The following is a 13,305-nucleotide window of genomic DNA, read 5'->3' on the forward strand; positions in this document are numbered from 1 at the left end:
CAGATGTGTATAAGAGACAGTCTCGCGGGCGGCCAACACCTCCGGCGAGGGGAACGCGGGAACGGTCATCCGCGGGGTGGGGTCCAGGCGACCGGCAGGGTCTTGATGCCGTGGATGAACTGCGACAGCAGTCGCGCGGGCTCGTCGACCGCGACGATGTCCGGGATTTCGCGGCGCAGCTCGTCGAACACCACCCGGATCTCGCGGCGGGCGAGGTTGGCGCCCAGGCAGAAATGCGCGCCGCCGCCGCCAAAACCGAAGTGCGGGTTAGGCGTACGCGCCAAGTCGAACAGCCAGGGGTTGTCGAACGTCGACTCGTCGCGGTTGGCCGAGTTGTACCACAGCACGGCCTTGTCGCCCTCCGCCAGCTTGGTGCCGCTCAGCTTGAAGTCGCGGGTGAGGGTCCGCCGCATGTACACCACCGGAGAGGCCCACCGCACGATCTCCTCGACCGCCGTGGGCGCCAGCCGGTCGAAGTTGGCAAACCACTTCTCCCGCTCGTCGGGGTAGCGCGACAGGGCCAGCACGCCGTGGCTGATCGCGTTGCGGGTGGTCTCGTTGCCGGCGACCACCAGCAGGATGAAGAACGACGCGATCTCGGCCGACGTCAGCCGTTCGCCGTCGACCTCGGCTTCGACCAGGCTGGTGGTGAGGTCGTCGTGGTGATTGAGCCGGCGGTCCTCGGCGAGCGCGCTGGCGTACGCGCCGATGTCCATCGAGATCTTGAGGAATTCGTCGAAGTCGGTCGTCAGGTCGGGATCGCCGAACCCGAGAATCACGTTGGTCCAGTGGAAGATTCGCTGATGGTCTTCCTCGGGGATGCCCATCATGTCGCAGATGATCTGCAGCGGCAGCGGGCCGGCGAGCTCGGTGACCAGATCGGCTTCCCCGTTGGGGTGGTTGGTGATCAGCGCCGAGACCAGCCGGCGCGCCCGCTCGCGCACCGACGCCTCGATGCGCGCCACCACCTTCGGGGTGAACGCCCGGCTGACGATCGAGCGCAGCCGCTGGTGTCGCGGGTCGTCGAGCACGATCATCGAGCCGAAGTATTCGGCGATCTCGGGCGCGTTGTCGTTGACGGTGATGTTCGGCGTGCTGCTGAAGATCTCCGGGTGACGGCTGGCGAAGTGCACGTCGTCGTGTTTGGTCAGCGACCAATAGCCCTCGCCCGCCTCGAATCCCTCCATCTCGATCGCGGGCCAGAACGACAGCGGCGCCTCGCGCCGCAGGGTGGCGAAGGCGCCGTCGCGGAAGTCGTCGTCCAGGCCCCAGAAGTCGAGGGAATCGAGGTGGATGTCGGCGAGGGGGACCTCGGGCGGGGGCGCCCCGTTGGTTCGCGTCGCGATGCCGGTCTTCAGACTCACCAGAGAACCTCCTGCGGATTAGTGCGTGCAGACGGTCCGGCCGCCCGCCGACTGCGCGTCGGCGACCACGTTGCCGTCGAGCAGAATCCGGCAGCGGATGGGCCCGACGCCCTGCGCGCTGACCACGAACACCTGGCCCCCGAACGAGGTGAACTCCGTCGACCAGGGCAGCGGCGCGTTCACCTGGTGCAGCTGGCCTTGGTCGGTCTGGTACGAGATGTACTGCGCGACGCCGGTACCGGTCACCTCGTAGCGGGCCTGGGGCATCTGCGGGATCGCGTGGGCCACGGGGGCGGCCGCGACGCCGACAGCGAACAGGACCGAGAGCGCTCGCACATGCTTCGTCATGATTTGCATCGTGTCATCACATGCGGTGCTAGGGAAGCTTTCCGGCTAGTCGAAGGTCGGGCCGGTCTAGGGTGAGTCCCACGGGGGCTGGTACGGGAAGGTGAGTATGTCGGAACACGGCACAAAACGTGTGGTGGTTTGGGGCACCGGCTTCGTCGGCAAGATGGTGATCGCCGAGATCGTCAAGCACCCGCTGTTCGAGTTGGTGGGCGTCGGCGTCAGCAACCCCGACAAGGTCGGGCGCGACGTCGGCGACGTCTGCGGGCTGGGAGCGCCGGTGGGCGTCATCGCCACCGACGACGTCGATGCCCTGATCGCGCTGAAGCCCGACGCGCTGGTGCACTACGGCCCGACCGCCATGCACGCCAAGGACAACATCGCGCTGATCACCCGCTTCCTGCGAGCCGGCATCGACGTGTGCTCGACCGCGATGACGCCGTGGGTGTGGCCGACCATGCACCTCAACCCGCCGAACTGGATCGCGCCCATCACCGAGGCCTGCGAGCTGGGGGAGTCGTCCTGCTTCACCACCGGCATCGACCCCGGGTTCGCCAACGATCTGTTCCCCATGACGCTGATGGGCCTGTGCTCGGAGGTGCGCCGGGTGCGGGCGTCGGAATTGCTGGACTACACGAACTACGAAGGCGATTACGAAGTCGAGATGGGCATCGGCCGCGAGCCCGAATACACCCCGCTGCTGGAAGACTCCAACATGCTGATCTTCGCGTGGGGCGCCACCGTCCCGATGATCGCGCACGCGGCCGGCATCATGCTCGACGAGATCACCACCACCTGGGACAAATGGGTGACGCCCACCGAGCGCAACACCGTCAAGGGCGTCATCAAGCCCGGGCACGTCGCCGCCGTCCGCTTCACCATCAACGGAATCTACAAGGGCGAGACCAGGATTCAGCTCGAGCACGTCAACCGCATCGGCCTCGACGCCGCACCGGACTGGCCCTGCGGCCACGACAACGACGTCTACCGGGTGGACATCGAGGGCACGCCGAGCGTCTTCCAGGAAACCGCGTTCCGGTTCACCGACGGCTCGGGCCGCGACGCGGCCACCGCCGGGTGCCTGGCGACGGGGATGCGGGCCCTCAACGCCGTGCCGGCGGTCAACGACCTGCGGCCCGGCTGGGTCACCCCGCTCGACCTGCCGCTGATCGCCGGGGCCGGCAACATCCGCTGACCCCGCACACAGCGGGCACCTAGGTGTCGCTGAGACGCGGTACAGGTTTCGGCGGCACAATAACGGCTAGCCGGGTGCGAGTCGCTGGAGTTGGGGTTTGGAATATATGGCCAATGGAGCTGGGACCGCGCTGGGCCTGTCGATCGGGGCCACCAACCTCGCGGCGGTCGCCGCGGACCAGGCCGTCACCCGCAAACCGGTCCTGACGCTCTACCCCGAGCGCGCGCCGGAGGTCGGTATTCCCGCGGAGAACCCGCGCCTGGACCAGCCCGGCCTGGTGATGACGGGTTTCGTGAACCGGGTCGCTGACCCGCGCGGCATCGTGGCGGCCGACGGCTCGGTGCACCGCGGCGAGGAACTGGTCGCCGACGCCATGCGCGCCGTGGCCTACGCCGTGACCGGCGGCCGGCCCCTGCCCGAGAGCGTGGCGGTGACCTACCCCGCCCACTGGGCCTCGCCGACGGTCGACGCCGTGGGCACCGCGCTGAGCTCGGTGGCCGAATGGTCCAACCGGGCGCGGCCGCTGCTGCTGATTCCCGACGCCGCGGCCACGCTGTTCGCCGTGCGCACCAACCCCGGCATACCGGCTCGCGGCACCGTTGCGGTCTGCGATTTCGGCGGCAGCGGCACCAGCGTCACGTTCATGGCCACCGACGGCGACTACCAGGCGCTGGCCCCAACCCTGCGCCTGAACGACTTCTCCGGCGACTCGATCGACCAGGCGCTGCTGAGCGCCGTCGTCTCCAACATGCCGAGCACCGCGGGCTTCGACCCGGCGGGCACCGTGGCGATCGATTCGCTGAGCCGGCTGCGGACCGCCTGCCGGGCCGCCAAGGAGGAACTGTCGTCGGGCACGACGACCGCGCTGCGCGACGGCCTGACGGGCGACGTGACGGTGACCCGCGCCGACCTCGACGAGGCGATCCGCACACCGCTCGACAGGTTCGTCGCGGTGCTGGAAAACACGTTGGCGCGCAACGGGATCCAAGACCTAGTGGCGATCGTCGCCGCCGGGGGCGGCGCGAATATCCCCGCGATCACCACCGCGCTGTCGCAGTACTTCCGCGTCCCGGTGATCACCACGCCGCGCCCGCAGCTCACGGCCGCCACCGGCGCCGCGCTGCGGGCGGCGCACGGACCCGGCGAAAACTTGGCCACGGCGTCGGCGCCCGCCGCGCCCGCGACCGCCACGGCGAAGGCCGCGCCCGCCGCGAGCGCCATGCCCGCGCGGGCGTGGTCGCAGACCGCGACCGAAGCGCGGGTGACGCCTCCTGCCGAACCATCGAGTGAGCCCGAGAAGCGCAAGCGGCGTCTGTTCCGGCTGCCCGTGCTGGCGGCGGTCGTCGGCGCGGCGGCGGCCGCGCTGCTGGTGGGCACCGCGGTCACGATCGGCCTGCACTCGGCGAACAAATCGGCGACGACGCCGGCACCCGGCGTGACCAGCAGCCCGGCTCCCGCACCGCCGGCCAACACCGCGACCGCTCAGCCACCGCCGCCCACGCAAGAGGCGCCGCCACCGTCGGTCACGGATACCACTCCACCGGCCAACACCGAGACGCCGTCCACCACCGTCCCGTCAGCCAAACCGCAGCAGGCGCCGCCGCTGGCGGCCGCGCCACTTCCCGCGATCCCACGGATCCCGGAGGTGCCGCCCATTCCGCCGGTGCCCGGCCTCAACGAGCCCATTCCCGGGCTGGACCGGGTCAACCAGATCATTCAAGGGATCGGGGGAGACTTGGGCATCCGCGGCATCCCCCAACTGCCTTCGCTGGGAACGGCCCAGTAGGTCAATCCTTTTCGCCCTTGTTCTCCGCCTTCGCGGCCTCTTTGAGCTTCTCGTTGAGCTCTTTGTCCTTCTCGATCTGCTCTTTGAGAGCTTCCTCGTCGCGGGAATCGTCGGACTTGCTCTGCTCGCCGGAATCGGCGCCCTCGGCGACTTCGTGCTTGGGGTTGCCGTCCTCGTCCAGCCAGTCGTTCACCGCGGTGCCCGAAACGCTGCCGCCGGTGCCGGGCAGCACGATGGTGGGCTTCTCCTTGTAGGCCTCCATCATCTCGGCGGCCTTCTCTTTGTCGCTTTCGTCGGGCTCCGGCTTCTCGGTCAGCTTTTGCTCGTCGTCTTGATCCTTGTCCTGATCGTTGGCCTGATCAGTGGACTTGTCATCCTGCACGCTCATGCAAAACCCCCTCGCAGTCGCAGTCGCGATGTGAGGGGGTTACCCGTTGCGGCGTTGTGTCGAAACTCTCACGGGCCGGTTCGCTCGCGCTTGACCAGCTCGACCAGCGCCAGCGGAATCCGCATCGGCTCCGGCGCGGTTGACAGGTGCGCCGCGACCGCCCGCTCCAGCTGGTCGACGAATTCCCCGGCCCGCGCGTCGTGGGCCCCGCCGTCCAGCCCGCGCACCAGGGCGGGGAATAGGGCAGCCCGGGCGAACGCCGCCCACTGGCCGCCGAACGCCTCGGCGTCGCGGTACGCCTGGTAGCGGGCCCAGAATCGGTCCTGCGCGTTGAACATCTCGAGGTGGTCGATCGTCAGGCCCTCGAAGCGCCCGCTCGGCGCGAACGGGGCGCGAAAGTCCTTCTCGCTGCGGGCAAATGTTGGGATGGTCATGCGCCGTGCCTCGTCCTGGCGGAGCAGACCGTCGCGCACCTGATCGTCCAGCCCGGTCAGCATCGCGTCGAGCAGCGTCGGGAACCCCGACGTGCCGTCCTCGTCCTGGGCGATCGTCATCACCACCAGCCGGCCGTCGGGTGCCAGCTCGCGGCCGCGGAACGCCACGAAGTTGTGCCAGTCCAGGGCGGCCCGCTCGGCGTAGGCGGCGCGCGCCGTCGCGTCGCTGCTGTAGGTCACGTGCACGTGGTCGTGCACCTCGCCGGGCACGGTGCTCAGCCACTGCGTCCCCCACGACGACCAGCCGAGGTTGACCGTCTTGGACGGCACGATCTGGTCGTAGAACGAGCGGCCGATCGACGACGCGAACGTCGCCGCGTCCAGCTGCAGGTAGCTTTCCGGGTCGTCGGACAGCGTGTGAAACAGCGCCGAGAAGTCGTTGTCGGGAATGTCGGTGTGCACCACCAGGATTGCGTGGTCCTGCCGGGTGCGGCGACGCAGCACCGCGATGGCCGCCGACATCGGCTTGAGCGAATTGTGCCCATTGGCGGCGCCGTAATCCGCGATGACGATCGGCTGCGGGGCCTTGGGCAGCGCCACCTGCTCGGCGGCGCGCTCGAACAACGCGATCGCCGGGGCCAACCCGGCGGCCTGCAGGCGCGACGACTGGGTGTAAACCGGCTCGGGCCGGACCACAATGCTCGATTCGGGCATCCGAGGCTCAGGCCGCATGTCCCAACGATAGTCGTCAGCTTGGCTTCGGGTAGCTCACGCCGGTGAGTTGCTCGGAGAGCTCCCAAAGCCGTTGGCAGTCAGCCTCATTGCGCGCCCGCTCGGGCACCTTGGCCAGCCGCACCCCGCCGCCGGCCGCCTCGTAGAAACCGCGGGGCCCGTAGAACGCGCCGCCCTCGGCGTGCGGCGCGGCGGCCGCGTACAGCGCCGGCAGGATGCCCTCGTCGATCTCCTGCCACAGGAACGGGGTGAACCGCCAGGACGCCTTGTACAGCCGCTCCATCAGCGCGGGCTTCTCGCGGCCGTGCGACGGCCCGGCGATCTGCAGGTTGGTCTTGGTCAGGCCCGGGTGCGCGGCGTTGGAGACGATGCCCCAGCCGGCCGCCCGGCTGCGCCGGTCCAGCTCGAGGGCGAACATCAGCACCGCCAGCTTCGACTGGCCGTACGCCGACATCGCCGCGTAGGACTTCTCGAAATTCGGGTCGTCGAAATGGATCTTGCCGCTCTGACGGGCCGCCAGGCTGCTCAGCGAGACCACGCGCGCCTTGCCGGCGGAGCGCAGCAGCGGCAGCACGTGCCCCGTCAGCGCGAAGTGGCCGAGATGGTTGCTGCCGAACTGCAATTCGAAACCGTCGGCCGTGGTGTCGCGTTCCGGCGGCGTCATCACGCCGGCGTTGTTGATCAGGATGTCGATCGGTCGGCCCTCGGCGTTGAGTTGTTCACCCAGGGCGGCGACCGAGGCCAGCGACGACAGGTCCAGCGCCTTGATGGTGAGCTTGGCGTCGGGGACCGCGGTGCGGATTTCGGCGATCGCCTTCTCGCCTTTGGCGCGGTTGCGGATCGCCATGACGACGTCGGCGCCGGCGGCCGCGAGGCGCCGGGCCAGGCCGAACCCAAGGCCGCTGTTGGCGCCGGTGACGATTGCCAGCTTGCCCGACAGGTCGGGCACCGTGGCGACAAGATCGTTGGCCATGCGTAACGCTCCTCTCGGTGTAGCCCGGGTCCAGTGTGCGCCGTTTGCCGCCCCGGTGACACACTGCGTGGATGAGCAGCCGACGGCTCGCGAAGCTTTCGCTGGCCGCTGCCATCGCGATGATGGTCGTATCGGTGGGCGGTTTCATCACCGCCCTGGTGCTCAACGCCTTCTTCCTGGACAAATACAACGCCTACGGCGAGGTGCCGATCCCCGGGTCGGGCAGCGTTTACCTGCCGGCCGGCGACGTCACCGTCAGCCTGCACACCGTCGTGATCAGCGGTCCCGACCGCGGGCTGCCCGTGCCGCCGCTGGGGGTCACCATCGCGCCGCCCGAGGGGGTGTCGCAGCCGGTGGTGACCGAGAGCATCGGGACCACGACGACGGTCAACAACGACGCGCACGTGCGGGTGTGGGTGGCGCGGATCGCGGCCAACGGCACCTACAACGTCACCACCGACGGGCAGGTCAACGGCTTCATCGCCCCGCGACTGGCCTTCGGCCACCAAAGCTCCTATGGCTTTTTGGTGTGGCTGTTCGTCGCCACCTTCGTGGCGGGGCTGGTCGGTGCGCTGCTGGCGGGCTCATGGCTGGCCCGCACCCGGCGCCGGGCGGTGGTGGCGGCGAATCCGGCGTATCACGCTCCCGCCGTTGCGGTGGCCCACGAGCCGACCGACGAGGGCGTGCGGCTGGAGCGGCTCAAAACCCTTGCGGCCCTGCGGGATTCCGGGGCGCTAACCGATGCGGAGTTCGAGGCCGAGAAGCGGCGCGTGCTGGAGGGGCGTTAGGGCCGGATTCGGCTGGGGGCGGCAAAAGCCGCTCAGTGGCCGCGGGCCACCCACTCCTCGTAGTGGACGATCTCGTCGCCGATCGTGGTGCTGTCGCCGTGGCCGGTGTGCACCACCGTCTCGCCGGGCAGCTTGCCGAGGCGCTCGGAGATGGACTCCAGGATCGTCGGGAAATCCGAATACGAGCGGCCGGTCGCGCCCGGGCCGCCGGCGAACAAAGTGTCGCCGCTGAACACCACACCCAGGTCGTGCGAATACCAGCACACCGATCCCGGGGAATGGCCCGGGGTGTGCAGCGCTCGCAACTCAGTCCCGCCCACGCTGATGGTCTCGCCGTCGGACACCGACCGAAAATCGCTGTCCGGGTGCGTCATTCGCCACAACACCTCGTCGGCCGGGTGCAGCAGCACCGGCGCGTCGAGCGTCTTGCCGAGCTCCGGCGCCACGGTCACGTGGTCGTTGTGGCCGTGGGTGCACACCACCGCGACCACATGGCGGCCGCCCACCGCCTCGACGATCGGCGCCGCGTCGTGCGCGGCGTCGAACACCACCACGTTGGAGTTGTCGCCGATCAGCCAGATGTTGTTGTCGACTTCCCAACTGCCGCCGTCGAGTTCGAAGGTGCCGTGCGTCACCACCCGGTCGATGGACACCATCAGAGCACCACCACCGACCGCAACACCGAGCCACCATGCATCTTGTGAAACGCCTCCTCGACGTCGTCTAGCCCGATTCGCTCGGAGACAAACTTCTCCAGGGGCAGCCGGCCCTGCAGATAGAGGTCGATGAGGGTGGGGAAGTCCCGTTCCGGCAGGCAATCGCCATACCAGGACGACTTCAGCGAACCGCCGTGGCTGAAGAAATCGATCAGCGGCATCTCCAGCTTCATGTCGGGCGTCGGAACCCCCACCAGCACAACCGTTCCCGCGAGGTCGCGGGCGTAGAAGGCCTGCTTCCAGGTTTCGGGCCTGCCGACGGCGTCGATGGCCACGTTGACCCCGAACCCGTCGGTGAGGTCTCCGATGGCCTCGACGACGTCGGCCTGGCGGGCGTTGATGGTGTGGGTGGCGCCGAACTGGCGGGCCCAGTCCAGCTTGGTGTCGTCGGTGTCCACCGCGATGATGCGCCGGGCGCCCACCAGCGCGGCGCCGGCGATCGCGGCATCGCCGACGCCGCCGCAGCCGATCACCGCGACGGTGTCGTCACGGGTGACGGCGCCGGTGTTGATCGCCGCCCCGATGCCGGCCATCACCCCGCAGCCGAGCAGGCCCGCGACGGCCGGGTCGGCCGCGGGATCGACCTTGGTGCACTGGCCGGCGTGCACCAGCGTCTTATCGGCGAACGCCCCGATGCCCAGCGCGGGCGTCAGTTCCGTGCCGTCGGTCAGCGTCATCTTCTGCGCGGCGTTGAAGGTGTCGAAACACAGGTGCGGGCGGCCGCGCTTGCAGGCGCGGCACTGCCCGCAGACCGCCCGCCAGTTCAGGATCACGAAGTCGCCCGGTTCGACGGCGGTCACCCCGGGGCCAACCGCCTCGACCCGGCCGGCGGCCTCGTGGCCGAGCAGGAAGGGGTACTCGTCGTTGATGCCGCCCTCGCGGTAGGTCAGGTCGGTATGGCACACCCCGCAGGCGATGATGTCGACCAGGGCCTCACCGGGACCCGGGTCGGGGACGACGATGTCCACCAATTCGACGGGCTCGCCCTTCTTTCGCGAAATCACGCCGCGCACTGTCTGACTCATGGCCACCAACCTACGGTGTAGCGTCCCAGGGCGTGACGGCAGCAAGCGAGACCGGGCTCGAAACCACCGAGGAATTCAGCGAACGGATCATCGCGGCCATCGACGGCGCCAGCCTGACGCTGCTGCTGAGCATCGGGCATCAGACCGGCCTGTTCGAGACGATGGCCGGGCTGGCCCCGGCCACCAGCGCCCGGATCGCCGAGGAGGCCGGCCTCAACGAGCGCTACGTGCGCGAGTGGCTGGCCGGCATGACCACCGGGCGCGTCGTCGACTACGACCCCGGCGCCGCCACCTACTCCCTGCCCGCGCAGCGGGCCGCCGTGCTGACCCGCGCGGCCGGCCCGGACAACCTGGCCCTGGTGGCCCTGTTCGTCCCGCTGCTCGCCGAAGTCGAACAACAGATCGTCGGCTGCTTCCGCGACGGCGGCGGGGTGCACTACAGCGAATTCCCGCGCTTCCACGCGCTGATGGCCGAGCAGAGCGCCGCGGTGTACGACAACGCGCTCGTGGACACCGTGCTGCCGTTGGTCGACGGGCTCGTCGACCGCCTGCGCGCGGGGGCCGACGTGGCGGACTTCGGCTGCGGTAGCGGCCACGCGATCAACGTGATGGCAGGGGCGTTCCCGGCCAGCCGCTTCACCGGCGTCGACTTCTCCGAACACGCCATCGCCGTCGGTGCCCGCGAGGCGGCCGAGCTGGGCCTGGCGAACGCGACCTTCGAGAGCCACGACCTGGCGCTGCTGGACAAGCGGGACGCCTACGACGTCATCACGGTGTTCGACGCCATCCACGATCAGGCCCAGCCGGCGCGGGTGCTGGAGAACATCCATCGCGCCCTGCGGCCCGGCGGTGTCCTGCTGATGGCCGACATCAAGGCGTCGAGCCGGCTCGAGGACAACGTCGGCATTCCGATGAGCACCTACCTGTACACCACGTCGCTGATGCACTGCATGACGGTGTCGCTGGCGCTGGACGGCGCTGGGCTCGGCACGGCATGGGGAACGCAGCTCGCCACCGCAATGCTGGCCGACGCCGGTTTCGGCGACGTGCGGGTGGCGGAGATCGAGTCCGATCCCATCAACAACTACTACGTCGCCCGGAAGTGATGTCGGCCCTCGACGCGCTGGACGACTGGCCGGTCGAGGCCGCCGCCGCGGCGGTGATCGGGCCCGACGGTGTGCTGGCCGGCCACGGCGACACCGGGCGGGTGTTCGCGCTGGCGTCGGTGACCAAGCCGCTGGTGGCCCGGGCCGCGCACGTCGCGATCGAAGAGGGTGTCGTGGACCTGGACAGCCCGGCGGGGCCGCCGGGCGCCACCATCCGGCACCTACTGGCGCACGCGTCGGGCCTGGCCCTGGGCAACGATCACGTACTGGCCGCGCCCGGCGCGCGGCGCATCTACTCCAATTACGGCTTCGCCGTGCTGGCCCAGGCCGTCGAGCGCGAATCCGGCATCGAATTCGGCCGCTACCTGGCCGAGGCGGTGTTCCAGCCGCTAGGGATGGCGTCGACCCGGCTGGAGGGCGGCGCGGACGCGGCCGGGTTCGGCGCCACGTCCACGGTGGCTGACCTGGGCAAATTCGCCGTCGACCTGCTGCGGCCGGCGACGGTCTCGGCGCAACTGCACGCCGAGGCCACGACGGTGCAATTTCCCGGCCTGGACGGCGTGCTGCCCGGCTACGGCGTCCAACGACCCAACGACTGGGGGCTGGGTTTCGAGATCAGGGACGCGAAGACGCCGCACTGGACCGGCGCGCGCAACTCGCCGCGAACCTACGGTCATTTCGGCCAGGCGGGCGGCTTCATCTGGGCAGATCCGGACCGTGACCTGGCGCTGGTGGCCCTGACCAACCGCGATTTCGGGGACTGGGCGCTGGCGCCGTGGCCGGCCTTCTCCGACGCCGTGCTAGCCGAATACGGCTAAAGGAAAATGCACACTAGCGCAACATGGGCAACACAAGGCACAATAGACACGCACGACACACAAAATAGTTAGACATCCTGCTTGCCAGGTCCCGCCAGGTCGTTGGGGAAGACGTCCCTCGCGGAACCGAAGGAGCAGGAAATGCGTGCGTCGAATCAATTCGCCGACGTGACGACTGGCGTGGTGTACGTGCACGCCTCGCCGGCGGCGGTATGCCCGCATGTCGAGTGGGCGTTGTCGTCGACCCTTGGGGCGAAGGCGAACCTCACCTGGACGCCCCAGCCGGCCATGCCCGGGCAGCTGCGCGCGGTCACCAACTGGGTCGGGCCGGTGGGCACCGGTGCCAGGCTGGCGAACGCCCTGCGCTCCTGGTCCGTGCTGCGGTTCGAGGTCACCGAGGATCCCAGCCCTGGAGTCGACGGCCAGCGGTTCAGCCACACCCCGCAGCTCGGCCTGTGGAGCGGGGCGATGAGCGCCAACGGCGACGTCATGGTCGGCGAGATGCGGCTGCGGGCGCTGATGGCGCAGGGCGCCGACACCCTTGCCGCCGAGTTGGACACCGTGCTCGGCACGGCGTGGGACGACGCCCTCGAGGCGTACCGCGACGGCGGCGAGGTCGGCGAGGTGACCTGGCTGAGCCGGGGCGTCGGCTAGCTGGGTGTCAGTCGCGGCGCAGGATGCGCAGGGCGCCCGGAACCGCGGTGATCTCGGCGGGCAGCGCGCAGGCGAAGTCGCCGTCGGCGTAGACGTTGATGCCGGGGCATTCGACGTGGATTGTCTTGGCGCGCGCGGTGGTCACCTCGTCGAGGTCGACGTGCGTGCCCTTCATGACGGTGGGGAACAGGCGCACCAGCTTCGTACGCGACGCTGAATGCGCCATCGTGATGTCGAGCAGGCCGTCGGTGGGGTCGGCGTTGGGACAGATCAGCAGACCGCCGCCGTAGCTGCGGGTGTTGCCGAACGCCGCCAGCGTGATGTCCGCGTCGATCTCTCGTGTCCCGTCGAGCACCATGCGGAACGGCAACAGGCGCAGCTGCGACAGCTCGGCCAGCATCGCGATGTAGTAGCGCAACCGCCCGTGCGGCCAGGTCATCCGGTTGGCACGATCGGTCACCAGGGAGTCGAATCCAGTTGCCGCCACGGTGCCGAACCACTTGGTGGCCCCGTCGCCGTCGCGAATCCGCCCGAGGTCGACGGTTTCGGTGAAGCCGTCGACGATGATATCGGCGGCGGCCTCGGGATCCCTTGTGGGAATGCCGAATTCGCGGGCGTGGTCGTTGCCGGTGCCGGCCGGGATGATGCCCAACGGAACGTCGGTGCCGGCGAGCACCTGCAGCGCGTTGGAAACCACGCCGTCGCCGCCGGTGACCATCACCGCGTCGGCACCCTTCTCCAGCGCCGCGCTCACCAGGTGCCGGGCGTCTTGCGCATCGTCGCCGATGATCTCGACGACCTCGACGCCGCGTTGGTGCAGCCGCGCGATCGCGAGCTGGGCCGCCCGGATTGCCGCGCCGTGCCCCGACACGGGATTGGTCAGCGCGATCACCTTGGCGATCTCGGTCATGGAATCAGCTTGCCGGGGTTGAGGATTCCGGCCGGGTCCAGGGTCTGTCTCTTATACACATCTCCGAGCCC

General features: G+C 69.3%; 14 protein-coding genes. 6 read left to right on the forward strand and 8 right to left on the reverse strand.

Going from position 1 to position 13,305, the window contains the following annotated elements; all coding sequences use genetic code 11:
- Positions 1–65: 65 nt before the first annotated feature.
- Positions 66–1,364 carry a cytochrome P450 gene (locus tag WU80_RS21530; protein WP_055405144.1) on the reverse strand — a complete coding sequence of 433 codons (1,299 nt, stop codon included), beginning with the start codon at positions 1,362–1,364 and terminating at the stop codon, positions 66–68.
- An 18-nt stretch (positions 1,365–1,382) separates the two neighbouring features.
- On the reverse strand, positions 1,383–1,712 hold the full coding sequence (locus tag WU80_RS21535; RefSeq protein WP_197281321.1) for an MmpS family transport accessory protein: 330 nt from the start codon (positions 1,710–1,712) through the stop codon (positions 1,383–1,385).
- 106 nt (positions 1,713–1,818) lie between these two features.
- Between WU80_RS21535 and WU80_RS21540 the strand changes: the two genes are divergently transcribed.
- A complete protein-coding gene (locus WU80_RS21540; RefSeq protein ID WP_055405146.1) occupies positions 1,819–2,904 on the forward strand; it encodes a dihydrodipicolinate reductase in 1,086 nt (361 codons plus the stop codon).
- A gap of 106 nt (positions 2,905–3,010) precedes the next feature.
- Positions 3,011–4,690 carry an Hsp70 family protein gene (locus WU80_RS21545; protein ID WP_055405147.1) on the forward strand — a complete coding sequence of 560 codons (1,680 nt, stop codon included), beginning with the start codon at positions 3,011–3,013 and terminating at the stop codon, positions 4,688–4,690.
- A gap of 1 nt (position 4,691) precedes the next feature.
- Here WU80_RS21545 and WU80_RS21550 read toward each other — a convergent pair whose 3' ends face one another.
- From WU80_RS21550 to WU80_RS21560, 3 genes are all read right to left on the reverse strand, one after another.
- Complete coding sequence (locus WU80_RS21550; RefSeq protein WP_055405148.1) at positions 4,692–5,078, reverse strand: hypothetical protein; 387 nt, start codon at positions 5,076–5,078, stop codon at positions 4,692–4,694.
- A gap of 68 nt (positions 5,079–5,146) precedes the next feature.
- Entirely contained in the window at positions 5,147–6,244 is a 1,098-nt protein-coding gene (locus WU80_RS21555; protein WP_055405149.1) for an SAM-dependent methyltransferase, read from the reverse strand.
- A gap of 16 nt (positions 6,245–6,260) precedes the next feature.
- Positions 6,261–7,217: an SDR family oxidoreductase gene (locus tag WU80_RS21560; RefSeq protein ID WP_055405150.1), complete on the reverse strand. Its 957-nt coding sequence runs from the start codon at positions 7,215–7,217 to the stop codon at positions 6,261–6,263.
- A gap of 71 nt (positions 7,218–7,288) precedes the next feature.
- Here WU80_RS21560 and WU80_RS21565 point away from each other — a divergent pair, with 71 nt between their 5' ends.
- The gene (locus WU80_RS21565) at positions 7,289–8,005 is read left to right on the forward strand and encodes an SHOCT domain-containing protein (RefSeq protein WP_055405151.1); all 717 of its coding nucleotides are present in this window, start codon (positions 7,289–7,291) and stop codon (positions 8,003–8,005) included.
- 32 nt (positions 8,006–8,037) lie between these two features.
- Here the strand turns inward: WU80_RS21565 and WU80_RS21570 are convergent, their stop codons facing one another.
- Both WU80_RS21570 and WU80_RS21575 read right to left on the reverse strand, forming a co-directional pair.
- Complete coding sequence (locus tag WU80_RS21570) at positions 8,038–8,661, reverse strand: MBL fold metallo-hydrolase (protein WP_055405152.1); 624 nt, start codon at positions 8,659–8,661, stop codon at positions 8,038–8,040.
- The gene (locus WU80_RS21575) at positions 8,661–9,746 is read right to left on the reverse strand and encodes an S-(hydroxymethyl)mycothiol dehydrogenase (protein WP_055405153.1); all 1,086 of its coding nucleotides are present in this window, start codon (positions 9,744–9,746) and stop codon (positions 8,661–8,663) included. The genes WU80_RS21570 and WU80_RS21575 overlap by 1 nt, the downstream gene beginning before the upstream one ends.
- A 32-nt stretch (positions 9,747–9,778) precedes the next feature.
- Here WU80_RS21575 and WU80_RS21580 point away from each other — a divergent pair, with 32 nt between their 5' ends.
- The 3 genes from WU80_RS21580 (at position 9,779) to WU80_RS21590 (ending at position 12,324) form a co-directional block, all read left to right on the forward strand.
- Positions 9,779–10,852: a class I SAM-dependent methyltransferase gene (locus WU80_RS21580; RefSeq protein ID WP_055405154.1), complete on the forward strand. Its 1,074-nt coding sequence runs from the start codon at positions 9,779–9,781 to the stop codon at positions 10,850–10,852.
- Positions 10,852–11,670: a serine hydrolase gene (locus WU80_RS21585; protein WP_055405155.1), complete on the forward strand. Its 819-nt coding sequence runs from the start codon at positions 10,852–10,854 to the stop codon at positions 11,668–11,670. Before WU80_RS21580 ends, WU80_RS21585 begins: the two co-directional genes overlap by 1 nt.
- 141 nt (positions 11,671–11,811) lie before the next feature.
- Positions 11,812–12,324 carry a DUF3145 domain-containing protein gene (locus WU80_RS21590; protein WP_055405156.1) on the forward strand — a complete coding sequence of 171 codons (513 nt, stop codon included), beginning with the start codon at positions 11,812–11,814 and terminating at the stop codon, positions 12,322–12,324.
- 7 nt (positions 12,325–12,331) lie between these two features.
- Here WU80_RS21590 and WU80_RS21595 read toward each other — a convergent pair whose 3' ends face one another.
- The gene (locus WU80_RS21595; protein WP_055405157.1) at positions 12,332–13,234 is read right to left on the reverse strand and encodes a diacylglycerol kinase; all 903 of its coding nucleotides are present in this window, start codon (positions 13,232–13,234) and stop codon (positions 12,332–12,334) included.
- Positions 13,235–13,305: the final 71 nt, after the last annotated feature.

Source organism: Mycobacterium sp. UM_11 (assembly GCF_001414075.1).
In the GTDB taxonomy this organism is placed as follows: Bacteria; Actinomycetota; Actinomycetes; order Mycobacteriales; family Mycobacteriaceae; genus Mycobacterium.

Bases quoted from the DNA above. Each gene is read 5' to 3' on its own strand.
- WU80_RS21555 (WP_055405149.1), bottom strand. From the start codon at position 6,244: ATGCGGCCTGAGCCTCGGATGCCCGAATCGAGCATTGTGGTCCGGCCC.
- WU80_RS21545 (WP_055405147.1), top strand. From the start codon at position 3,011: ATGGCCAATGGAGCTGGGACCGCGCTGGGCCTGTCGATCGGGGCCACC.
- WU80_RS21560 (WP_055405150.1), bottom strand. From the start codon at position 7,217: ATGGCCAACGATCTTGTCGCCACGGTGCCCGACCTGTCGGGCAAGCTG.
- WU80_RS21590 (WP_055405156.1), top strand. From the start codon at position 11,812: ATGCGTGCGTCGAATCAATTCGCCGACGTGACGACTGGCGTGGTGTAC.
- WU80_RS21585 (WP_055405155.1), top strand. From the start codon at position 10,852: ATGTCGGCCCTCGACGCGCTGGACGACTGGCCGGTCGAGGCCGCCGCC.
- WU80_RS21535 (WP_197281321.1), bottom strand. From the start codon at position 1,712: ATGACGAAGCATGTGCGAGCGCTCTCGGTCCTGTTCGCTGTCGGCGTC.
- WU80_RS21550 (WP_055405148.1), bottom strand. From the start codon at position 5,078: ATGAGCGTGCAGGATGACAAGTCCACTGATCAGGCCAACGATCAGGAC.
- WU80_RS21565 (WP_055405151.1), top strand. From the start codon at position 7,289: ATGAGCAGCCGACGGCTCGCGAAGCTTTCGCTGGCCGCTGCCATCGCG.
- WU80_RS21575 (WP_055405153.1), bottom strand. From the start codon at position 9,746: ATGAGTCAGACAGTGCGCGGCGTGATTTCGCGAAAGAAGGGCGAGCCC.
- WU80_RS21570 (WP_055405152.1), bottom strand. From the start codon at position 8,661: ATGGTGTCCATCGACCGGGTGGTGACGCACGGCACCTTCGAACTCGAC.
- WU80_RS21540 (WP_055405146.1), top strand. From the start codon at position 1,819: ATGTCGGAACACGGCACAAAACGTGTGGTGGTTTGGGGCACCGGCTTC.
- WU80_RS21595 (WP_055405157.1), bottom strand. From the start codon at position 13,234: ATGACCGAGATCGCCAAGGTGATCGCGCTGACCAATCCCGTGTCGGGG.